This is a genomic window from Actinomadura spongiicola (genome assembly GCF_003432485.1).
Classification (GTDB): domain Bacteria; phylum Actinomycetota; class Actinomycetes; order Streptosporangiales; family Streptosporangiaceae; genus Spirillospora; species Spirillospora spongiicola.
This window is the reverse complement of record NZ_QVNQ01000005.1, coordinates 420,491-442,691: the sequence shown is the minus strand read 5'-3', so window position 1 is coordinate 442,691 and position 22,201 is coordinate 420,491. Positions and strand designations below refer to the sequence as shown.

Annotated in this window: 22 protein-coding genes; 4 read left to right on the top strand and 18 right to left on the bottom strand. The window is 62.0% G+C overall.

The genetic code is table 11. From position 1 onward, the window contains the following. Positions 1–142 precede the first annotated feature (142 nt). The 10 genes from D0T12_RS18510 to D0T12_RS18470 form a co-directional block, all read right to left on the bottom strand. Positions 143–964, bottom strand: a complete 822-nt coding sequence (locus tag D0T12_RS18510) for a replication-relaxation family protein (RefSeq protein WP_117400839.1) — start codon at positions 962–964, stop codon at positions 143–145. Between the two features lie 465 nt (positions 965–1,429). After that, positions 1,430–3,334 carry a type IV secretory system conjugative DNA transfer family protein gene (locus tag D0T12_RS18505; protein ID WP_199487528.1) on the bottom strand — a complete coding sequence of 635 codons (1,905 nt, stop codon included), beginning with the start codon at positions 3,332–3,334 and terminating at the stop codon, positions 1,430–1,432. Next, positions 3,315–3,563 (bottom strand): hypothetical protein, encoded by a 249-nt coding sequence (locus D0T12_RS34910; RefSeq protein WP_147339550.1) that lies wholly within the window; start codon positions 3,561–3,563, stop codon positions 3,315–3,317. The genes D0T12_RS18505 and D0T12_RS34910 overlap by 20 nt, the downstream gene beginning before the upstream one ends. 131 nt (positions 3,564–3,694) lie before the next feature. After that, positions 3,695–4,288, bottom strand: coding sequence for an MT-A70 family methyltransferase (locus D0T12_RS18500; RefSeq protein WP_117400838.1), 594 nt, complete (start codon positions 4,286–4,288; stop codon positions 3,695–3,697). Positions 4,289–4,508: 220 nt separating this feature from the next. After that, positions 4,509–5,207 (bottom strand): hypothetical protein, encoded by a 699-nt coding sequence (locus D0T12_RS18495; protein ID WP_147339549.1) that lies wholly within the window; start codon positions 5,205–5,207, stop codon positions 4,509–4,511. Continuing rightward, positions 5,204–6,295 (bottom strand): hypothetical protein, encoded by a 1,092-nt coding sequence (locus D0T12_RS18490; protein ID WP_117400836.1) that lies wholly within the window; start codon positions 6,293–6,295, stop codon positions 5,204–5,206. Before D0T12_RS18490 ends, D0T12_RS18495 begins: the two co-directional genes overlap by 4 nt. A gap of 4 nt (positions 6,296–6,299) precedes the next feature. Beyond that, positions 6,300–7,139 carry a vWA domain-containing protein gene (locus tag D0T12_RS18485; RefSeq protein WP_147339548.1) on the bottom strand — a complete coding sequence of 280 codons (840 nt, stop codon included), beginning with the start codon at positions 7,137–7,139 and terminating at the stop codon, positions 6,300–6,302. Between the two features lie 113 nt (positions 7,140–7,252). After that, positions 7,253–7,468: a hypothetical protein gene (locus D0T12_RS34905; RefSeq protein ID WP_147339547.1), complete on the bottom strand. Its 216-nt coding sequence runs from the start codon at positions 7,466–7,468 to the stop codon at positions 7,253–7,255. A gap of 440 nt (positions 7,469–7,908) precedes the next feature. After that, positions 7,909–8,154 (bottom strand): hypothetical protein, encoded by a 246-nt coding sequence (locus D0T12_RS18475; protein WP_117400833.1) that lies wholly within the window; start codon positions 8,152–8,154, stop codon positions 7,909–7,911. A gap of 90 nt (positions 8,155–8,244) precedes the next feature. Next, the gene (locus tag D0T12_RS18470) at positions 8,245–8,475 is read right to left on the bottom strand and encodes a hypothetical protein (protein ID WP_117400832.1); all 231 of its coding nucleotides are present in this window, start codon (positions 8,473–8,475) and stop codon (positions 8,245–8,247) included. Positions 8,476–8,689: 214 nt separating this feature from the next. Here D0T12_RS18470 and D0T12_RS34900 point away from each other — a divergent pair, with 214 nt between their 5' ends. Then, on the top strand, positions 8,690–9,175 hold the full coding sequence (locus D0T12_RS34900; protein ID WP_147339546.1) for a hypothetical protein: 486 nt from the start codon (positions 8,690–8,692) through the stop codon (positions 9,173–9,175). 66 nt (positions 9,176–9,241) lie between these two features. Next, a complete protein-coding gene (locus D0T12_RS18465; RefSeq protein WP_117400831.1) occupies positions 9,242–11,866 on the top strand; it encodes a tetratricopeptide repeat protein in 2,625 nt (874 codons plus the stop codon). 108 nt (positions 11,867–11,974) lie between these two features. On the opposite strand, the gene D0T12_RS18460 is transcribed toward D0T12_RS18465, so the two are convergent. Both D0T12_RS18460 and D0T12_RS18455 read right to left on the bottom strand, forming a co-directional pair. Next, a complete protein-coding gene (locus D0T12_RS18460; RefSeq protein WP_117400830.1) occupies positions 11,975–13,075 on the bottom strand; it encodes a hypothetical protein in 1,101 nt (366 codons plus the stop codon). 261 nt (positions 13,076–13,336) lie between these two features. Further along, complete coding sequence (locus D0T12_RS18455) at positions 13,337–13,825, bottom strand: ATP-binding protein (protein ID WP_158581536.1); 489 nt, start codon at positions 13,823–13,825, stop codon at positions 13,337–13,339. A gap of 343 nt (positions 13,826–14,168) precedes the next feature. Between D0T12_RS18455 and D0T12_RS18450 the strand changes: the two genes are divergently transcribed. Then, on the top strand, positions 14,169–15,611 hold the full coding sequence (locus tag D0T12_RS18450) for a helix-turn-helix transcriptional regulator (RefSeq protein WP_147339545.1): 1,443 nt from the start codon (positions 14,169–14,171) through the stop codon (positions 15,609–15,611). 12 nt (positions 15,612–15,623) lie between these two features. Beyond that, complete coding sequence (locus D0T12_RS18445; RefSeq protein WP_117400827.1) at positions 15,624–16,157, top strand: NUDIX domain-containing protein; 534 nt, start codon at positions 15,624–15,626, stop codon at positions 16,155–16,157. 62 nt (positions 16,158–16,219) lie between these two features. Here D0T12_RS18445 and D0T12_RS18440 read toward each other — a convergent pair whose 3' ends face one another. From D0T12_RS18440 to D0T12_RS18420, 6 genes are all read right to left on the bottom strand, one after another. Further along, a complete protein-coding gene (locus tag D0T12_RS18440) occupies positions 16,220–17,254 on the bottom strand; it encodes a UvrD-helicase domain-containing protein (protein ID WP_117400826.1) in 1,035 nt (344 codons plus the stop codon). Continuing rightward, positions 17,241–18,836, bottom strand: coding sequence for an ATP-dependent nuclease (locus D0T12_RS18435; RefSeq protein WP_117400825.1), 1,596 nt, complete (start codon positions 18,834–18,836; stop codon positions 17,241–17,243). Before D0T12_RS18435 ends, D0T12_RS18440 begins: the two co-directional genes overlap by 14 nt. 275 nt (positions 18,837–19,111) lie before the next feature. After that, positions 19,112–19,483 (bottom strand): hypothetical protein, encoded by a 372-nt coding sequence (locus D0T12_RS34895; RefSeq protein WP_147339544.1) that lies wholly within the window; start codon positions 19,481–19,483, stop codon positions 19,112–19,114. Between the two features lie 217 nt (positions 19,484–19,700). Continuing rightward, the gene (locus D0T12_RS36635; RefSeq protein ID WP_233526151.1) at positions 19,701–20,147 is read right to left on the bottom strand and encodes a helix-turn-helix domain-containing protein; all 447 of its coding nucleotides are present in this window, start codon (positions 20,145–20,147) and stop codon (positions 19,701–19,703) included. Between the two features lie 217 nt (positions 20,148–20,364). Beyond that, complete coding sequence (locus tag D0T12_RS18425; protein WP_117400824.1) at positions 20,365–21,726, bottom strand: site-specific integrase; 1,362 nt, start codon at positions 21,724–21,726, stop codon at positions 20,365–20,367. Beyond that, a complete protein-coding gene (locus D0T12_RS18420) occupies positions 21,726–21,947 on the bottom strand; it encodes a helix-turn-helix domain-containing protein (protein WP_117400823.1) in 222 nt (73 codons plus the stop codon). Before D0T12_RS18420 ends, D0T12_RS18425 begins: the two co-directional genes overlap by 1 nt. Positions 21,948–22,201: the final 254 nt, after the last annotated feature.

Genomic DNA, 22,201 nt, shown 5'->3' with positions numbered 1-22,201 from the left:
TCTCTGTCTCAGCTATTTGTGGGCTGCGGTTGCTTTTATCTCTCATAATATACCTCCAATATTGCCCAATTCCCAGTGTAGTTATATGGCTACTTTCCGGCGTCTCGGGGTTTCGGCGACGCTGCCAAAGCAGCGCAACCGGTTACGTGCCACTGTCCGCCTCATTGCTAGATTTGCCGGTGATCGTGTCCCGGAACTTTTCTTCGGTAATGACCCGGAACAGGTCGCGCGGTACTCCTTTTGCATCCTTCAGTGCAGCCGCGATTACCTCCTGCCGCTGCTCACAAGGCACCACCCACAGCACAACGGGGAATACTCCGTAGGTAGCTTGGTGAGCCCCGGTGGCGGCGTACCGCTGGTACACGCTCGCCTTCCGCAGCACCGTCCCCGGATGCTCGGTAGCCCTATCCACCTCGATAAACCAGTGATCCTCAAACTCCCCGTTGGCGGTGATGACGAACAAATCCGGTTTGAGCCACGACCGAGCCCCGTGCGGTGCCAGGAACGCCCGCCAGCAGGCCGGTTCCGTCTCCAGCGTCACCAGTTCCACCACGCCTTGCCGGTCGAGTTCGCGCACACAAACGGCCGCCGTAGCGACCGCCAACGTGTGCTCGACGAACACCGCCGAGGGCTCCACAAACCGGCGCCGCTTCGGCTCACCGTGCAGCACCCGCAGCAACCGCTCCCCGGTAGCCCCGAGCTGCCACACGATCCCCGATGACCCAGCTCGCACGCCCCCGATCCGCCGTCTGAGCCGAGCCACCAGGCCACGCGCCTTCAACCGGGACAGCACCCGCATCGCCGCCACGGCAGCAGCCGCCTCGGTCGCGTGCCGCTCAGGAGTGAAGTGCAACCGGCGCAGTAACGCAGTGGTGAGCAGCCGGAGCTCGCTGAGGGAGCGCAGCACGGCCAGATCCCGCTCGGATAGGTGCGGCAGCAGATCGGCCACACTCTCCCGCGTCATGGCCGCCTCCTGCTCGCCAGACAGCCACCGCCCGCCGGGATGCAGGACGGAGCGCGAGAAGCACAGTCAGTCCCATCCCGAACCACCGAACACAGCGGGTATGACCTGGGGAAACCTGACCGCCCGCTCAACGCGAAGCCAGGGGCGAGGAGACGGCCGAGGCCACGGGGCAGGGCCCGCGCATCCATACCACGGCAGCGCCTCATGACCGGCCTCCGCTGGGCCGCCGCCTGCGGCCGATCATGGTCAGTGGCGGGCTCGCCGCGCTCGGTGCTGGCGCTGCGGTGTCGGATTGTGAGCGTACAGGGGCGTAGTTGCGGCGCAGAGCCGCCCGCGTAGCCGCCGGATCTGCCGTGGCTGGTGGCGGTGGCAGCGTCTTCACCAGTGCCCAGCCGGACGGCGCGCCGTCAGCGACCAAGTCGGCGTAGGCGTGGAAACGACCCAGGGCCATGAAGTCCTCCAGTGTCAGCTCCGGGGCGAGCTTGGCCATCTCCCGCGCGTCGTGATGCTCAGTGGCGAAGACGAGCTTGCTGCGGGCGTTACTATCCACCGCAGCCCGCAGGGCAGGCGGAAATTGATCTCTGAACTGGGCGGCCAGGAACCAGCCCACGTCCAGGGAGCGGGACACCGCCAGCGCATCGGCCAGCGATACGGGAAGCGAGAGGAAGCGGGGGCCTCGTCGACCACCACCAGGCCGGGCCGCTGCGTTGCGCCTCGTTCGTTCGCCCGCTCCTGCGTGGCCTGCCAGACCTCGGCAATAACCAGGCTCCCCAGCAGTGACGCCGTTCCCGGCCCGATAACCCCCTCGTTAGTCGGGATGAGCACCACTTTGTTATCCCGGAAGACGTCACGCAGGCGGAAGCCTCCGTCCCGCTGACCAAGCATCCGCACCATCGCCGGCCGCAGCAGAAGCTGCCGCAATTTGTTCATACCTGGGGCTATTGCCGCCGCTTGCGCAGCCGGTGACTGGCTCTCGTACCAGGCCCAGAAACCCGCCAGTCCGACATCACCTTGTATGCGACCGACGCGCGAGCGCCGGAACTCCGGATCGGTCAATAGCTGGGGCAGGTCGACTAGGGTGGTCGGTGCCGTGGGGTTGCTGGTGCGCGCCAGCGTGCGCAGGGAGGCCGAGAAGATGTCGGCTGTACGCGGCCCCCAACCGTCGGCGAACACCGCCTGGAAGACCTCGAGTACGCCGTCGACCACCACATCCGGGTCACGGCCGATAACGTCCAGCGGATTGAAGCAGACTGGTGCCTTATCCGCGGCGTTCAGCTCCACCACGTCAGGTATCCGGTGCTCGGGCAGGCGGGCCAGGATGTCGTCGATCAGCTGCTGTTTGGGGTCGAGCACCACCACCGGCCGCCCAGCGGTGATGTCCGCCAAGATCAGGTGCAGCAGCGCCGAGGTCTTCCCTGATCCCGATGGCCCATACGCCACCCCATGGAACGTCTGATCCTTCGGGCTAATGCCCACCAGCCGGTCATCTCCAGGCGCCGCACTTCGCGCGAAGACCCGTGGCCCCTGGTGGACGTTCGGGGCGGCCCGCAGCGGACGAGGATGCAGCGGCGGCAGGCCCGGGAAGTCACCGTCACCGATAGGCCAACCCAGCACGCTCACCAGTTCTCCTGCCGCCAGGCCGAGAGGCCAGCGCCACGGTCGCCGGGCTGCGTGTAGCCCCGTGGCCGAATCGCGCAGCAGATCGATCCGCACGCCGGGGCTCTGGAGCACCTTGAGGGCGCTATGCAGGCTCGTGAGCAGCCAGCGTCGCCGCTCTTTCTCCGGGCTGGTGACACCCAAGCGGATGGTGACTGCGCGGCCGGGCTGCTCGTGGCGCTGCTTCAACCGGGTACGAACCTCGCGACTAGCCGGGCGAGCGCCGCCGGTCATTAGGTCCAGCAGCGAGAGATGCGGGTCGAGGGCGTCCTTGGGTACGGTGCGGGGTGCCCGACGTGGCCCCAGGACGAGCTGCACCACCATCACTTCGTTATCCCGGAGCTGGGCGGCCAAGGCGGACAGCAGCGCCCTGGAGGTCACCTCGGCGGCATCAGTGCGCAGGGGCAAGCCGGAAGGCCGCAGCCGGAGGCGTGCGGCGACAGTGACCGCTGTCCGTTCCTCATCGGCGCCCAGCGGGACCAGCACGCTCCCCGGCAATAGATCGGTGAACAGCCGCGTGAGCCGTGGCAGGTCAACCTGCCGGGCGCCGAGCAGGTGACGCACCCCGTGGGCGTCGGCCCGTACTTCCAGCACGACCGGCGCACGCAGCGGTTCAACCGCCAACCGGGTGACGAAGGTGCCCACCATCGCCTCGGTAAGCGGGCGGGGCAGATGCAGCCGGACAAAGGTGATCTCACTGTTCCTCCAGGCCATCCGCGTCACCTCCCTCAGCGTTTGGTTGTGGCCTCTCCTCTGAGGACTGCTGGTCTGTCTGGTGTGCGGCGTGCTGCTTCTTCGCCTCGCGTTCAGCTTCGGTCTGCGCTATTTGGATAAGGGCCCGCCCGAGCTTGCGTAGATCCGCCGGCTCGCGGCGAACACCACGCACCACCAAGCGGCGTTCATGCTTCCTCTGCGGCGCCTTACCGTGCTTTCGTTTTGCCATATACCACCTCCTTTCTATTTATTGACGTGCTCAAATGTTGATGCCCGCCAATACCCTCCTCTCCACTTACGGATAATTTGTCGCAACCGTCAAGTGACTCGTATGCTGCGCATGTAACTGTTCGTCAGCCGTCACCACCGCCGGTCACTCGGCACCGGATAGCCCGGAATGGAGATATCCGAGTCGGCCATCTCGTTTCCCCAGACATACCAGGGCCCGTTACTCGGTGGCCGTCTGCGCGCAAACAACTCCAGATATGGCCCCGGCGACAGCCGCTCGATGATGGCGAACTGCTCCTCCGGTTTATGGCTGTGCTCCTGCACGGGCGCCACCATCCAGGTGGGCTGGGACCGGAACCTCACCGGTGCCTTGCCGCGAGTGGCGAAGAGACAATGTTCAGTCATGTGCCGCAGATACGTCCCGAGTCCGAGTCGGAATTTGACCCAGGTTAGCGGCGCCCGCACTGTGAAACCCCATGCGTCAGCCACCTCGTAACCTTCACGCAAAGTGTTGTTAGTGCACCACAGCCACAAATGGGCGTCATCCTCGGCCAATGCTTCGACTGGCATGGCCTTAATGCGCTCCAGCGTCATGAGCGGGTAGTGCTGGACCGCACCTCTGGCGCCCGTCTGGTGAATATCCCACGGCGGATCGGCCAAGATCGTCCGGAACCTTTGCGGAACACCCTCCACGTTTTGAGATGTTTGTGCTTCGTCGTTGGTCACTTATCTTGCTCCCTCCTTTACTCCCGACTTGCTTCCTTGGTCGCCGGGATCTGCGCTCACTTATGGCAGAGTGCGGGCTACTTGAAAACCGTTTGTTCGGGTGTCAGTTCGGACGAAAATTCGCCCGAAGAAATGGGATAGTCCTTCGGCTGACCGAGGTATCTCGGCGCAACTCGGTTCCCACAAAAATCTGTTGTGGAATGAGCGACGAGCCAGCTATTTAGCCCGGTTCCGGATACACCAAGCTCCCCGGCCGGTGCTTAACCAGGCTGGCGAACACCACCCGCGCCACCGCTCCCGGCGGATCTTCCCGCCGAACGGATGTCACGGTGATGCGGCGGTCGAAGGCGTCTCGGGTGACGTAGCCGCCGAGCACCACGGCGTGCACCGCCCCCGGAAAAGTAGCCAGCTCCGCCAGCGCCGCTGTTGGGTTGGCATCCAGTAGCAGGAAGTCCGACAACACCACGACCGTGACTTCGTGCTCGGCATACGCCTCGGCCAGCGTGACCGCCTGGCGCAGGCTGGGCAGCAGGGCGCTGCTCCCGGCACCGTCCGGAGGGATCTGCAACCCACTCCGTAGCCGCGTCAGATTCGCCCGGTGGATCGCCAGCGGCGGTACGTCGCCCGTCGTCGGGGAATCGAAATGCAGCACCGCCCCCAGCTCGTGCGGCTTGCCCTTCCGGGCCACCCGGGCGAAGGCGTATTCCACCTCGGCGAATCTGTTGGCCAGGGGATCACTGCCTGCTGGGCTCACCACCGAGCCGGAGTTGTCGAACACCACGATGAGCAGCGTCGGCACCGGCGCGGGCCGTCCGGCAGCACCCAGCCGGAACTCCTTCGGCGACGGACGATGCTTCGTGCTGGCCGGTGCCGCGGTGAGCAGGGACGCTGGACGCAGGGCCGAGGGGAGGAGCGTCACCGCGCCACCCCGTCCCAAGCGTCAGGCGAGGGGCGATCCCGCCGCCCGACCACGTGATCCTCAGCCGGAAACCCGTGCCCGAATACCTGGGGATTGTTGCGCTGGATCCGCCAGGACAGCGACGCCACTCGCCGAGCGGCCGCCTGCCCACGCAAGGCGCACTCCATCCGTACCGACCGGGCCGCCTCCTCAGTCTCGGCCCGCTGCATGATCGCTTTTGACTTTGCGACCTGCAGATACCGCCGCTCTGCGCGCCGTGCTCGCTTTCCCAGAGTGGCGACCAGGTCGGCTACCTCGTCGGCAGCCCAGTAACCCAGGAGGAACGAGGCCAGCGCGGTGGCCGCAGCCAGGAGGCCGAACATCGCTCCGGCCGCTATGCCTTCGGTGCTGGTACGCAGGAGGGCGATGCCTACCGCCAGCAGCGCAGCCACGACCAGGGAAACAACGCCGACCAGCCCCACCAGCCCGGCACCTCGGTCGGTACCGGCGAACAAGCGTTGGTAGCGCCGCTCATCCTCGGTGAGGGAGTCCGGCTCGCGTACCCGGGCACGGGCCATCCTGAGCGCCTTGAACTCCGAACCCACCAGCCCGGCACAACCGGCCGCAACCCCCGAGGCCAGCGCCTGGCCAAAGGCGATGACCGGCACCTCGCCGTGCATGACCGCAGCCGCCCAGACCCCGGACATGTCGCCCAGCACCAACACCGGCCAGCAGAGGGCATACCGCCACTTGGCTCCCGGCTCACGGCGGGCATAGGGCAGCAGCACCCGGACCGCGTGTTGGTAGTCGGCCTTCGCTTGCTGAAGCTCCTGCGCGCACGCAGCGAGTACCACCTGGTCGGCCGCCACCGCCGCGGCCAGCCCGTGCGCCCGGATGAGCCACGGGCGGGCTCGTTGCTCGCCCTCGGCCGCCCAGGATGCCTCTTGCTCGCCAGCCAGCGCCGCATACTCCCGCTCGGCGTAGCTGACCCCGATGTTGCCCGGCCGCACCAGCCCGCCGACCTCATCCAGCCGGGGTAGCGAGACTGCATCCGCCTCATCTGTCCAGGCCGTCACCTCGGCGCCCGCCTTCACCGACCGCGTGACCATGCCCCTACACCTCCACCGCATAGGCGGTCACGGAGGTGCACTTGGCGGCCTCGGTACGCCTACACAGCGCCTCGTAGTAGGCCACCAGGCCCTCGACCACGGCGGATACCGGCGGGCGACCGGCCACCCGGCCCAGCCCGGCCACCGTCACCGACGCGCTCGGCAACTTGGGCACCGGCGTCTTGGTGGCGAGTTCCGTCGCCGCGGCCTTGCTCAGCGGGGCCTGACCGAGCTTGCGGCCGACGGTGTGGAAACCATCGGTGAAGAGGTAGAGGTGCAGCCGCCACCTGCCACCGAGCTGGCGCTGCCACTCCGCCGCGTGCTGAAGCTGCCCCGTGATATCTGAGCCGCCGCCCGGCAGCGACTTCATGGCCGAGGCGTAGCCCGTGCGGATGGTGACTGCGGCCTGATCCACCAAGGCGGGCAGGCGCTTGAGCCGGGCGTTGACCGTCGCCCCATACGGGCGCAGCACCTTGTCCAGCAGCGTCACCGTGGCGACGTTGGAGGAGGAGAAGGCCACCACCTTCACCCGTCCGCCACACACCGCGGTGCGGGTGATGAGCTGCCTCACTGCGGTCAACCGCTCACCCGTGATCGCCGCCGTGTTACTCGAACCCGTGGCGTCCATGGCCACCAGAACAGCCGGCGGCCGGACCGCCTCACAGGCGGCGTGAAGACGCTTGTATTCGGCCAGTTCGCCATGAGGCGACGAGCTGATACCGCAGGCGGTCAGGGCGACGGTCGTCACGGTGGCCGTCACGAGCATCTGCGGGCGGGAGAACCGGCGCGAGGCTGGCGCTGCGCGAGCGACCTGGCGGATTCCGGGGTGTTCGTTCTTGGACACAGGTTCATACCTCCTGTCTTGGTGAGGGGTGAGTTGGATAGATGGAGGCGGGCGTTCGGCCTCGGGTGATTCTGACGGCGGAGCCGTGGCCGAGTGCCTCGGCTACGGCTGGCTCAGGTCGTCCGCTTGGAGGCGTCCGGCCGGTCGCGCTGCTTCCGGGCCAGGCGGCTGCGACGGTGTGCCTTGTCCTCGTGATCCGGGGCGGTCACAGGCACCGGGTCTTCTCGGCGGCGCAGGGTTCGCGCGATACGAACCAATTCCCGTTCCTGCTGGGCGAGCTGGGTACTTTCCGCTTGGTGGATGAGCCGGGTGTAGCGGTTTCGGGGCATGGGGCCTCCTTCCAGCGAGCGGGGACGACATGAGATGAAGGGAAAAGCGAAGAGGAACCGGGAGATCTGGCGGGCGACAGTGTGCGACCAGGCTGGCCGCACACTGGTTCTCCGCTCATTCACCAGCCGTGCGCCTCCGGTGCTGGCGGAAGTACCACCACGCGGCCTTGAAGCCGATGAAGGCCACGAGGCCCACGACCAGGAAGGGCCAGGCCAGTAGAAACAGCTTGGCGAGGAGCCACAGGCAGAGGGCGACCAGGGCCAGGGTGCCGATGACATAGAGGCAACCGAGTTGGGCTTGGTACCACAGATCGTTTAGTGGGCTCGGGAACGTGATGCACCTCCTTTGTTGGTGGAGACGGGCAGGGCGCAAGCGCCCTGCGTGGGCATGGTGAAGAGAGACAGGAAGAAAGACCGAACATGGAGGGTGTTCGGCTTGGCTACCGGCGGCCGAGGATGACCCAGACGATGAGGGCCAAGACGAGGAGGGCACCGATGGAAGGCAGTGCGGGACTGATAGCCGTGTACACCTGATTCCAGCCGTCGGTGAGCATGGTCATGGCCGACGCTGGGAGCAGGGATTGAAGGGCGCCCTGAAGGAGCTTCAGGACGATACCTGCGAGGCCGAGGACGGCGATTACGCCGAGGATCTTGAGGAGTAGATCCCAGGTGCTGGAACGTGGCATGAGGGGTGCCTCCCTTCAAGGGTGGAGAGGGCTTCGCGAGGGAGAAGAGGTGGGCCTGGCCACCACGGGGCGGCCAGGCCCAGACGAGCGTCAGTCGCTCTTGTTCTTGAGCGGGCAGTGGTGGTGCGGGCAGGTGGTGACCTGGTGCTCCAGCTCGGTCTGCTTGCGCTGGATCTCCATGGCCTTGCGCTGCCAGTCACGGGAGCGACGCGTGCGAAGCTGCTCTAGGAGGACGCCCGTGGAGGTGCGGACAAACGAGGCAACGATGACGCCGGCCAAGGTGCCGGTGCCGAAGCTGCCGAAGATGATGAGGGTGAGCATGGGGTGTCCCCTTCGCGTGGTTCCCCTCGTCAGGGGAGGAAGGGGCGGCGCCGCCAGAGCTGGGTGGGCTCGTGGGTCGATTGCGCCATAGGGCCCCATGGCCGTGCATCGCATCAGACGGCCGATCTGACGGCCACTGAGTGGCCGTGACCCCCGTTCGACGGCCAGCGGCCATTGACAAAGTGATCAAAGTGCATTTCAATTAAGCGTGTATATGACGCACGAAGTACCACGCTCAGCGCCAGAACCAGAAAGGAAAGAAGGTTCCGAAAGAACCGGCGTCTTCAATCTGGCCAAGCTGAGTGATGCGGAAGTCGTGGAACTGGCTGAGGCGTTAAACGCTTCTACCTATGAGGAGGGCAGTAGTAATTTAGATTCACTACTGCTTAACGACCTCGGCGTCTTAAGCGACACCGACCCTGAGAGAGCAGATCGCTTATTGCTCAGTTTGAAGGAACGGGGTACGGATGACGCACAAGAAGTAGCGGCCTTTTGTGCTAGGTCGATTGCCAAGCGAAATTATCCACTGGCGAGAGACGTGCTCCTCCACATTCGATATGGTGAAAAGAGCGAGGAGAACGCCGAGGCAAGTGAAGCGGCGGGGATAACTATTTCTAGTCTGGAGCGAGAGCTCCCCACTGAACAGGCAAAGGACCTCAAGGCCCACGATCTGGATCTCCAACGGCAACGGGGCTACTAGCTACACGGCCCTCCATAGGGCATACTTAGTTCAGTTGTATCCCCTGAGAGTGCTTGGGGCGGCCACATGACGCGCAAGGTAACGCCGCTCGGAAAGGAGATTACGCGAGCAACGGATCGACTCCTCGCGAAGGTATTCATGAATCCCAATCGCGGGGACGAGGATAAGTTTCCCGGACTTGCGAGGATTTGCAGGACTGTCGAGCCTGAACTTTGGAACCAGAACAAGAAGACATTAGCACTGATTGCCGTAATTCAGGTAGCATTGCAGCATTGTTCATTTGATAGAATTCATTCTGACTGCGATGTGCCATGGCGGCATATTAGCGAAACGCTATGCGGGCTGCGTCCCAAAGATGAACTTCCCCCACCGGCTAATGGTGTCCAGCACACATACAAAGATTTTCGCGACGCTCTCTACGTCGAGGTCACGGCTAGAGGGTTTGTGGGGAGCAAGGATAATGTCTTCAAAACAAAGGTCACGCGGCCATTCCGTCAAATGCTCGCCGATAGACTCCTGGAAATGGAGCGGGATGCTCGGCAGATATCAGAATCATCAATTGGCGAGCAAGAATCTGAGCCAGCACCTGAACCCAAGAACAAAAACCCCTGGCCCGAATACATCCCCCGCCAAAAGCTTCATGCCCGCTTCAATGAGTTGGTCACTGCTGGCCACAAACTCATAGTCCTTGTCGGCCCTCCAGGCATGGGAAAAACCTGGCTCGCCAAAACACTCACCGTGAACGCCGACGGCACCTTTGCTCCCATCATCAGGATCATGGATGCTGAGATCCATCTCCCCGACCTTCAAATAGCCCTTAGCTCATGTGGCATTGTGAACCAGCTCGAAGTTGGCAACGATCCCAAAGGCCGTCTATCGCTTCTCTTCAGTAGCGAGAATGCTCCAACATTTGTCATCCTCGACAACCTACAAAGTGCGGATGAAATCCGCCGCATGCTTCCCACTGATCTGGCCCGTATCAAGCCGACTGTGGTGGTAACTGCCCGTCGCAAAGGACAGGCCCCACCGAGCTATGCTTTTATTGATGTGGGCCACATGACCGAGCTTGAAGCCGTAGAAGCCATCCAGAATCGGTTGCCTCGCCTATCTGAAGATGAGGCAGTTCATTTGGCATCACGGCTCCATACTCATCCTTTGCTGATTAGCTCCGCTTGTACGCTACTCGCTGAGTACGATGTGCCGGTTCACGAATTCTGCGATGAACTTGAGCACGAGAGTCGGATACTTTTGGAACACGTGCCTACAGAAGAAGGAGAAAGTCTCCCAACACTCATACAAAATGTTGTACGACTCATCGGGGAGCATGATCCGCTCGCTCTTGAGGCTCTGGCTTGCATAAGCTTGCTCACGCCACCCTATGTCGATATGCAATTGGTTCGAGAATATCTGGAGCATTCTAACTCTGCGTCTGGCGTTAGATACGTGCAAATGATTCATACGCTAGAGGCTTTCTCCATCGTGCAACCAGTAAACCCACGCCGCACGTTTGTTCAAATCCATCCGCTGGTTCAACTTGTCCTGCGGGACATCCTGCATGACAAAGCTGAGCACGTGATCGCCAGCATTTATCCGATTTGGCTGGATAGAACAAGGAAGTTGGAGGTTGCCGTGAGAGAGCTACTCGCAGATCAAGAGAAAGTCATATCTCCTCGCCGCTCTGATCTGGTAGCAACTGCGCGAGATGTCATTCTCCTCCTAAATACCTTCGTCTACTTTGTTGTGTCCACGCGCGAGCGGATAGCAGAGGCAGAGAAGAACACGACACTCGGCCTAATCCGAAAGGACGTCGCAAACTACGCCAAATTGCTACGACTACTGAAGGCTGGCCAGTTCAGAGATCTGGGCTTCATTTACGAGGTTGGGCCAGATTGGCAAACGCTCGATTGGATACGCGGCAATCTCACGCCGACTGATTATGGTTTCAACGAGTTCGCGGTACGCTACGCCGTGATGTGTATGGCAGAATCTGAAGGTATCATTCCCACTGTCGAATGGATAAGAGAACGCTTTGGTCAAACCGCCGAGATTAGCGACTTTATGTTCCGCTATGCCATAAGGCGACGGGCTGCCGACTCGCGTGCTGGACAAGACATTATCCCTAAAGTTCTCAGGCTTGCTCCAGCCGAGCAACACATAGCCAAGGCGATGACTTTTTATCGCGAGGGCAGGTTCGATGATGCGGCCTACCAGTTCAGGATGGCCCTTGCAATTCAAGATGAGGTTCTGGAAGAGTGGCACGCGGACACGCTGGCTACTCTACTCAACCTTGCCATTATCCTAGGAAAGAAGGGAGACTTTGTTGCTGCCCATACCCGGATGTATAACCTCCTGGAGGTCAGTACCCGCGTGCATGGCGAGGAGCATCTTACAACCTTGCATATTCAGCATAATATGACCTGGGTGCTGACGGAGTTGGAAAGGCTTCGGGAAGCAAGCGATATGTGCCGCGTACTGCTTACAAAAGAGAGGAATGTGCTGGGTGATGAACATAGCCTTACGCTACTAACCCGCATAAATCTAGCAAGGTGTCTCGGGCTGGACGGCCAGCTAGTCGAGTCCAGAGAAGAATTCGAGGACGTAATTTCAATTCTGGAGCGGACGCTTGGTCGCGATAGCGATTACGTGGAGCGAGCAAAGCAAATCTTTCGCGATATTCATGGCGAAAGCTGAGCGTTCAACTTGCCTGTGCCGCTCCCCGCACCCCCGCGTATGCCCTACCACCGCTTCGCCCGCACCCGCCGCAAGGTCGGCTGCTGCACCGAGGAATCCCTGGCCGCCCTACTCCAACCTCCACGCAAACACCACCCCCGACCTCGGCAACACCCACCCATCAAAACTGAGCTCCACCGCCGGAGTCGGCACAGACTCCGGTGTCTCCGCCAGCCGTGTCGGTTCCGCACTCGCAATAAAGTCCAATGTGCTGACACTTCGGATCCCACACCCGCCATACCGCAAAGCCACCTTGAACCCGTTGGTGAGCGCTCCAACTTTGAGTGCGAACAGGTGCCCATGCCGGCGGACCAACACCTTGTAGGTGTAGGCAATCGTCACCTCGCGCGGTGACGCCGATGCAGCAGGCTTCTCGTCGCGAACGGCAGCCAGATCGACCATGTAGGTCTGGCTGGTCCTCCGCTTGCTGTGGCGGATACGGCACGACTCGCCATCCATAGTGAACTGGACAAGCTGGAAGGCTTCGGCTGACCCACCATGTAGCTCGCTGGTGGGCTTGAAGAACCAGGCCAGCGACGAGGTCGGATCATCCAGGAGTTCACGGTACTCCTCCGGATCAGACACGGCAGAGAACCGCATGACCGGGCTGGGACGTGCAGTGCGGTATTCCCAGCGCACCGTCGCCACGAACATGGCATCCTCACCGCTGGCCGGACCGTCCTCCCACGGTGCCAAGTCGATCGACACATCAGCGTCAGAACGGCGTTCAGGGGAGCGGATGACTTGCTGGCGGAGATCGCCATGAACGTCCTCGGCGAGCTGACGGTCGCCGAGCTGGAGCGCCAGGACGTTGCGGCTGATTTCGTCCAGGGTCTCCGGCGAGGCAACCCGGGCCAGGTCATCGGCGTTGAAGGCGAACCCCTGGATGACGGCATCACGGATCGCTGGCGCCTTCGCCGTGATTGCCTGGTCCAACCGTCGCATCGCGCGGGCCTCGCTGTCCTCGCGGTCGAGATACTCAAAAGCGATAACAATGAGTCCGGTGCTCAGCAGCGTCGCCCCGATCTCGGTGAGTGGCCAGGTGTGCAACCAGAGCGGACCAGCGTTCGTTGCCCACTGCGCCAGGAACAACATCCCAACGCCAGCCCCGGTAGTGATCGTGGCGAGCAGCGCGAGTTTGGTCCGGTAGAGGCGTTGTAACGTGTGCATACTTCAAGATCAAGTATAGCAAAGATGATCTTGTCGTGAACCACACAGTTCGCCACTGAACGAACATGGGCAGCGGCCCGAGGCGGGGGAATGCCTCGGGCCGCTGCTTTCTCATGAGGGCGGATCAGCCGCCCTGGCCGCCGTCACCGTACATGGCGGTCACCTCCTTTCCTGTCCGAACTGCGGGGGTCGGGTACAAGGGCTCCGACGCATGTCGTGTCCTTGCGGCTATGGAAGGCCGTAGTGCAGATACGCCCTCACTCACGGCTGCACCAGCTCCGCCCACACGACTTTCCCGGATTGGCGCGGTTCGCCGCTCAGATCGGTCGTGAAGGTGGGATACCAGCCCCACTTTTCGCAAAATGCCCGCACCACGAACAACCCACGTCCGTTCTCGGACTCAAAGTCCGGCAATTGCTCGACGGGTGGCTGCTCGTTGCTATCCCAGACCTCAATCAGGAGCAGCCCGCTGCCGTAGTACAGGCGAAGCTTGACCTGTTCGAGCTGCGCCAGCTCGACATAGGAAACGGCGCGCGGCTCCTGGACGTATGCCGCCTGCGTCTGGACATCCAGCGTGCCCACGACCCGTACCGCGTTGCTGATGAACTCGCTCACGACCAGCTTGGCGTCGGTCTGCAATGTTTCGGCCTGCCACTCAGCAAGCACATTCTCGACGTGGCGTCGCGCCCAATACGCCGCGTTCGGCATGGCGGCGAGCGTCAGGTGGCTTTGGTGCGGCCAGGTGTTCATGATGCAGCCCTCAATGAAGTGCCGGCGGGGTGGCGGCAGGGCCGACGCCGGAGCATGGCTCGCGCAAATCCCGTGCATGGGGGGACGAGAATTCGCATACGGCGTCGGCCCTGCGCTGAACACGGCTGGCAGACCCCTCCCTTGCCAACCTGCCAGCCGTGCGCATGTGCCCTCCGCTTAGGTGGTGCCTTGCGGTGGGTGACTAGCCTGTGGCCTGGGGCCGCGCCGGGCTACGCTAGTTGCGCATACGGGCTATACGCCCGAGGTATAACAGTGGGACAAGCCACTACCAGGCGGCATTTACTTACCGTAATCGACCAGGCGCAGGGAGTTACTGTCGGTTATGAGTACCGAGAATGCCCGCATTTGTCACATGTGCGGCACTCGCCTTGCCCGGGATAATCCTGGATCACAATGCGCGCCATGCCAGGCGAAGGCGCGCGACCGGTTCGTCGCCCCGCCCGCTGTGCCTGCGGACTTCTGGGACGCCGACCCCCTCCGCGCGGCCCTGGACACCTGGCACATAGGGAAGGTCATCCGGGCCTACCGTCACCACCCGCACCACGGGCCTCGGCCGCTGTCGCAGGGCTTGGTCGCCCAGTGGCTGCACATCACCCAGGCCCAGCTCAGCCGCATCGAGAGCGGCCCGCCGGTCACCGACCTAGATCGCCTCATTCCCTGGGCACGCACGCTCGGTATCCCATCAGGATTGCTCTGGTTCAAGCTGCCGGAGAAACGCCAGGCGACGGCGGGTGTGGTGCCGAGTCCCCGGCAGCCCGCGCCTCCGTCACTGCCGACCGCGGTGCAGTACGCGACCCTGAGTCCGCTTGGCGAGATCGTCCCGGCGACCGACGACCCGGACATGGCTACCTTGCATGCCTTTCGAGCGGCAGACCGCCAAGTAGGCGGCGGACACCTCTACACCACCGTGACGGGCTACCTGCAATCGGCGCTCGCGCCCCGGCTCTTCGGGAGTCGCGCCGCCAAGGGCAGCATGAGCGTCTTCACCGCCGCCGGTGGCTTCACCGAGATGGCGGGCTGGATGGCCCATGACGCCGGTCACGACGAGATCGCCCGGCAGCACTTCCGACGTTCGCTCGACCTGGCCCAGGTGGGCGGCGACCCGCAGCTCAGCGCACATGTCTACGCCAGCTTGAGTCATCTGTCCCTGCACCTGGAAGAGCCGGACGACGCGATTGCGTTCGCCCGACGAGGCCACACCGTGCTTGCTGATGCGCCGCCAGCACCGGCGCTCTCAGCCCGGCTCTACGCAATGGAGGCACGCGGACGGGCCGTGCAAGCTGACGATGCCGCCTGCACCGATGCGCTGAAGCGCGCCGAGAAGGCCCTGGCGCGCGCCTCTGCCGAAGCTCTGTCGCCGTGGGTCAGTCCCTTCGATGCCGGTTCGCTCGCCAGCGAGACCGCACGCTGCATGCGTCAGCTCGGTGACCTGAAGGAGGCTGAGCGTCAAGCCAGGCGCATCATCGAGCTGCGGGCCGACGGTCACACCCGCAGCCGGGCCTTCGCCAAGCTGCTGCTGGTCACGGTGCTCATCGCCCAGGGCAGGCCCGACGAGGCGTGTGCGCTGGCCCGCGAGGTCGTCGACGTCATCCAGGGGTTGAGTTCGCACCTGGTCGTGCAGCAGCTCCAGGAGCTCCATGCTTTGCTGGAGCCTTACTGCTCAAACACCACGGTCGCTGAGTTCCTACCCTCTCTTGATAAGGCCGTCCGCGGCCGACTTGGTCTCTACAGTTGGCTCGGCAGCGACGCGAGCACGGGCGGATGAGCTGAGGAACAGATGACCGCGAAGAAGCCGCTTTACGAGCGCGACCCCGAGGCATGGCGGGCACATCTCGCCGAGGGCAATGCCACTCAGCCTCGCAAGCGCGTGGGCGCGGACGTGCTTATCCGTGACGACGACGGCCGGCTGCTCCTGGTGGATCCGAAGTACAAGCCGGATTGGGATCTTCCGGGCGGCATGAGCGAGGCCAACGAGCCACCGGCCGAGACCGCACGGCGGGAGCTCAAGGAAGAGCTGGGGTTCGACATCCGCCCTGGGCGTGTGCTGTGTGTCGACTGGGTGTCGCCGCATGGGCCTTGGGACGATTCGCTGATGTTTATCTTTGACGGTGGCGTGCTCAGCGACCAGCAGATAGCAAGCCTCACCCTGCATGACGACGAGCTGAGGGCCTTCGTCTTCTGCGCTGAGGACGAAGCCGCGAAACGGCTACGGCCGTATGTGTGGCGGCGGGCGGCAGCAGCGTTGGAGGCGGTGCGGTCGGGGATGGCGGTGTACTTGCAGGATGGGTGGTCAACCCGTAAATTGAGGTAAGCCTTTGGTGAAATAACAATTCAGATGTATGCATAAACGTCATGAGAAACTAGTGTACCGCGCTAAGGAATCACGAACGCTACACTGTGTCGAGCGCGAGTGGCTGCGACGTACAGCGCCGCGCGATTGCCTGCCCTGCTTGGATCGCGGCTTCGAAAGTACTCGATCATTGGCTTCGTTGGGAAAATAAGAACGCGATCGTAAGTACGCCCCTTTGACATGCCAAAGTTCAGAGCCTCAAGCCCTTGTGTGTCTGAATTCTTGTTGAGCCGGAGTACCTTCGGCGCATACGTCTCGACGTATGCAACAACTTCGGAAGGCTTGACCGAGAAGACTCCGTCGTGTCCGGTGATTTCGGAATTCTTTGCTACGGTCTTCGGTAGGTCCGGGTAAAGTCCATCAGCGAAATCGCAGATATGCTGATTGCAGCGATAGCTCTCGACCCGCTCTTCAATGGCACAGAGATCGGACCTCTTGGACAGCCAATCAGCGATCCCGCTTCCTCTGAATTTCTTGTTCTTGGAGGAGTCATTGGTTGAGTAAGTTGATTGTCGCGGATCGCCCACCACGGTGACGCCTAGCGGTGACTGCATCAAGAGTTCAAGGAGCTCCAGATCATAGCCAGCCATGTCCTGGACTTCATCAACGTAGATGTGATCGTAGATCTGTGAGAGACGGTTAATCACCTTGCCGTTGCTAAGCCGGTTTGCTTCAACTGCAAGGGCTGATGCTTCATCTCGATAAACGGCGCGGTGAGGATCGAGGTAGTACGTGAGGGGTCTATCCTTTCGAGCGAACTGAGGGCGTTTCCCGATAAAGTTTAGGCCCCGGACGATGCCAACCTCACCGAGGACTGCGCTCTGGTAGGGCTTTACGCAATCACTTAGAAGGAAGGAAAACCAGCCCATCACGGCAACATGCGAGGAGACCAGCCCCCGCCCAGCGCTCAGCCGGTTCTGAAGTTCGTGAAGATTTTCATTGGTATACGTTGTCACCAGCGCGCGCTGGTCAGGCATACTGAGCACACAATCAACGATATGTTGCGTCTTTCGAGATCCAGCCGCCGCGATAACGGCAAGATTTTTAGGCGACTGCATCTCTGATGTACTCCGGCATGTTGATAGTCTGCTCGCTGGCGAAGATCGCGAGGGCGCAGGTCGTTTTGTTGGCCTTCATGTACTTCAGGAGTTCTTCCTCGGAACCGAAGTTTTGGTTGAGGATGCTGTTCATCGTAGCGAGGCCATTGGCTCCAAGGAGCTGTGGCTCAAGCGTTGGCCGGTCCTTGCCCTTGCCGACGCAGATCGAGATATTGGGATAAGCCGTGTAAGCGGCATACTTGGCCTCCACGTCTACGGCATCTTTACCATCGTTATCCGTGACAACCGTGACCATGTTTGCTTTGAGAAGCGTGGCGATATCAAGGAAGCGGCTGAAAGACAGGCCACGAACATTAATCACGTCAACGCCGTCCTCGATCGGCAGGCAGTCATGAACATCGCGGTAGGCTCGCTGGACGATGAGCTCGTCGGAGGGACCTTCTACGAGGATGGATCGCTTCGCCAGCACCACGCGTAGTGTGTCGTAGCCCGAGAGTTTCCGGAAATAGTCCCGCGTGTCAACCGGAAGGCTATCCAGCCGAAAGCCTGTTGTCGGCGAGAGCAGTACAAGATTCTCCAAACCCAACTTGTTCAGCACATACGAGCTGTGCGTGGTGATGAAGACCTGCTTGCCCTTGCATTTATCGCCGATTTTCTTAACCAACTTGCCAAGGTTGGGGAACGAAAGGTGATTCTCTGGCTCTTCCACTAGCACAATGTGAGCGTCTTCGACATGCCGATTAAGTGCGAGAAGCACCTTCAGTGTGCTCTGTTCCCCCTTGCCGACATATTGGAATGGCAGATCGTCAAGGTGGGGTACGATGTTGCTCTCCCAACTCGACTTTTGTGAGACGTCTATGCCTAGCGTGAGTTCCAGCTCACTAACATCCCGTGGTGCACCGCGGAGTTTCTCGTTGATTTTGACGATAGATTCGTCGTCGGCAAATGCCTCGCGAAGACTGCGATATGCGCGAGACAACTCCACTCTTTCGCGCGGGTCTAGATGATTGCTGATGATCCCGTTGAGGTAATAATCGACACCACTCTGGAGCTGGATATTGGACGCATCGATGAGAGAGGCAGTTGCCGGCACGCTTCGGAAAGTGATGGCGTTGCTTGAAAAGGCCAACCATTCGACCCGGTAGTACTCGGTCGGCACTAGCCGAACTTGGGTCGGGTCTTTGACAAATTCTGCATACTCCGGAAGATAATCGGGATTGAGGGCCGCGCGAATGCGCACACCCGGTTCGTCGAGCTTTAGAAGGTTGTTGGTGCCCTTAAGGGTGGCAGGCGCTTCCTTGCCGAAGAATAGATCGATGATGAGCTCAGGTGGCGTGGCTGTTTGTCCGTCCCGCAATGCCGCGATGTACTCTTCGGTTGCTTCTTTATTGAAAAGGTAAGGGGACAGGACTTGCGCCAACGGCCGGCCATTAATTCGCCCAGTGAGCGCAAGCTCGATCGCCTCTAGGATTGTCGTCTTTCCTGCATCATTATCGCCGACCAAGATGTTCATGTCTGGATCGAAATCCAGCTCAAACCTTCGGAAACCTCTATAGTTTTGGATGACAATTTTCGCGAGCATGTTTCTCAAATCTGCGTTAGCTGTAGTTTCCGTGATGCTATTACCCGAGGGGGCGGGAACGTCAGGGCGTCCGCACTGCCTGGGGTCGACGGCTCTCTTGGGGTTAGAGTTATCGCTCGTGTGCTAACGTGGATCGATCCAACGAGGAAGATCGCCCAAAATGACTAGACGAGAGTAGTCCGGGGTCCCGGACATCCCGGTCTGATAGTGCACCTCCTCGCCGAACTGGATTCGGTATTCTTGCTTGGACAAACATCTCAGATGCGTAGTTTCGTCTACGTATCGGCACTCTTCCCCCGCCGACCACCCCGGCCAGTGCCACCGCCCTCCGGTGCCTTTTCGCTCGGAGTAGCTGCCGACCCCAACACCTTTGCAATTGCGTCACGCCGGTCTTGTAGTCTGCGCTCTTCTTCCTCGATTCCTTCCATGGCCTTGGCGCGTACATCTTCGTCACCAAGCTTGCCCTCGACCCAGCCCTGGAGGGCTTCTTGGCCCACTTCATTGACAGTTTGTCCTGTGATGCCTCGTATCCCTTCGATCTGCTCTCGTAACGTTGGGTCGATGCGTGGAGCAAAGACGACGAGCTTGCGCTCGGTTTCACCTTCATTAGGCGGGTCTGGTGATTGACTTGCTGCTTCCTCGGCCATATAGTCTCCTTGTTGTGCAATGTAACGATAACTATTCAATTTATAGCGCAAGCAATGGAATTGCGCAATGAATAAGGGACTGCCTTGCATTGCTTGCTCTATGTGGCTGCCAGAAATTTCTAATGGCTGTATTCGGTGTCGATGGGAGAAAGTGCGTGCCCCGCTCGCTGACCCAAAGGGCGAGGAGCGGAGGCGGTACGACCAGCGCCTGGCCAGCTCAGGAACGCTTTCGCTCGTGCGGCCCACGCATCTTCACCCCGCGCTTGCGGAGCTGGTAGCGGACACCGTCAGCGCTCACGCCAAGTTGTTCGGCCACGCGAGCGAGCGACAAGCCCTCTTCGTACAGGCAGGCTGCTTCGTCGATGTCTTCCTCGGTGAGGCGACGCCAACGGGTCTTCACACGGTGGCGGTTGAGGATGTTGCTTACTGTGGCCCGATGGATACCGAACCGTGCGGCAAGCTGATGGAGGGTGGCGCCTGCTTCGTACGCCTGGACCAGTTCCGTGGCTTGCTCGGCCTTGAGCTGTTTGGCACGGCGAGGGGTGGGGCGTTTCTGCTCGACAAGCGGTGCGGTGATGTCGGGGAGCTTGGCTATGAGGGACTCTAGGGCGCTGACCTGGGCTGTTGCGTTCCAGTGGGTTGGCTTGTGGCCCACCCAGGTCACAGGCCGGTTCCGACCAAGGAACCGGCCTTTTCGGTCTCTGTACAGCTACGAAATACAGCAGTAAGCGGCCAGGATCCCGCAGGGGAGACGCTCAACGCACCCGTGTTGCCCTCCAGGGACATGTCCCACGCCACCAGTCCTACCTGTCGCATGGCCGTCGAAACGACGAAGACCGGCCAGCCGAACGTGTGGGATGACCGGCCCTCAATCGCTCGGACTATCGGGTTCCGTCGGCCGGTCGGCCGTCCAGGCAACTGCCTAGCTTCCGAAGCGCTTCTCGGGTGTCGTCGTCGGTCGCCTCGGTATAGATCTCCATCGTGACTGCGATCTTGCTGTGTCGGAGGATCCGCATAGCGATCCTGGGGTGCACATCCAGTGCGGCCAGGAGTGTCGCGCAGGTCTTGCGCGTGCCGTGGACGGTGATCCGGGGCAGGCTGAGGTGCTCGATCCATCGGTCGAAGCTTCGGTTGAAGTTCCGGGGTTCGATCGGTGTGCCATACCGCGTGGTGAACACCAGACCAGTCTCAGTCCAACGGTCGGCGAACTGCTCGCGGTCCGCGTCCTGCTCCTCCTTGCGTTGCCGGAGCGCGGCGATGCAGATCGCAGGGATCGGCAGGCCGTTCTCCGACGCTTCGGTCTTGACCTGACGGCGCAGCAGCTGCCGACGGACTCGTTGGAGCTGCTCGCCCACCCACAACTCCCCGGCGTCGAGGTCGACTTGCTCCCAAGTGAGCCCGAGAACCTCCCCCTTCCGCAACCCCAGGATGAGGGTGAGCACGAAAGCGGCGTACAGCGCTTCTCCCGCCTCCCGCGTGGCTTCCAGGAACCGGCTGGCGTCCTTGACCGACCACGGCTTGACTCGGGTCCGGCGAGGCCTGGGCAACTTCAACTTCGTGGCCACGTTCTTACTGATGATCTCCTCGGTCACGGCGTTGGACAGGACACTTCGCAGACAGCCGAGCACGTCTTGGACACTCCGCTCGGACAGGACCTGCTTGCAGCACTTCCGCTTCTCCAGCGCGCAGCATCGCCGCTTAGCCGGTCGTCGGGCTGCGTCCTTGCCCTGCTTGCAGCACTGGCACGTGGTGCGCAGTTTGTTGATCCACGAGCGGACGTCCCGGATGGTGAGCCGGTCCAGTCGCTTGGATCCCAGGTAGGGGCGGATGTGCAGCCTGGTGTGCGTCTCATAGGTGGAGATCGTCAGCGGCGCGTAATCGGGTTCGATCACCGCCTCGGCCAGCCAGTATGCGACGTGCTGGTCCAGTGTCGGAATGGTCGTGGTGATCGGTCCGTCTGCCGCTTCGGCCAGGAGCTTGACGTACTTGTCGTGGACGGCGTCGCGGGACTGGCCGTACCGCCATTTCCGGCGGCGATCACCGGCCGGAGTGGTGACCCAGACGTAGCAGGCCCAGCCGTTCCGGTACGGGAAGATCGATCCTTCGCCGTTCGCGCGGCTGCGCTTGCGCGCTCGTGCCTCCTTGCCGAGTTCCGTGTCTTTCGGGTTCGTGCGCCTGCTGCTCTTCGGCGCCCGGCCCGGCTCGTCTGGATCATCGGGTGTGGCGAGGGCTGTCTTGGCCATCAGGCCACCTCGCCCTCGGCCTCGCGCTCCAGGAGTTGGGCGTACTCGGTGAGGGCGGTGGCGGGGACGAGGCGGGTCCGCCCACGGGTCACGGTACGGAGGCGGCCGCTGCGGATCTCCTCATAGATGACGCTGCGGCTGAGGGACAGCAGGTCCATGGCCTCGGTGATTCGGTAAAAGATCTTCTGCTGCAGCTGCGGCTCGGCGTTGGCGGCGTTCATGATGGGCGGTGCCTCCTTCGTGGGGGTGCGGCCCGGTCGGATCCTCTTGGCGGTGGGTAAGGCCTGGTCGCTTTGGCGTGTGGTCGGGTGATTGGGCGCGATTACGGATGGTGTGGAGCGTTGGCACCTGGGCGGGGCCCTGTACGGCTGCAGGCCTGCAGGAAATGCAGAACAATCAATTTCTCTGCATTTCCTGCAGGCCTGCAGGGCGCAAGGCTCGATTCGAGCCCTCGCGCTGGTCACTGCGTGTAGCG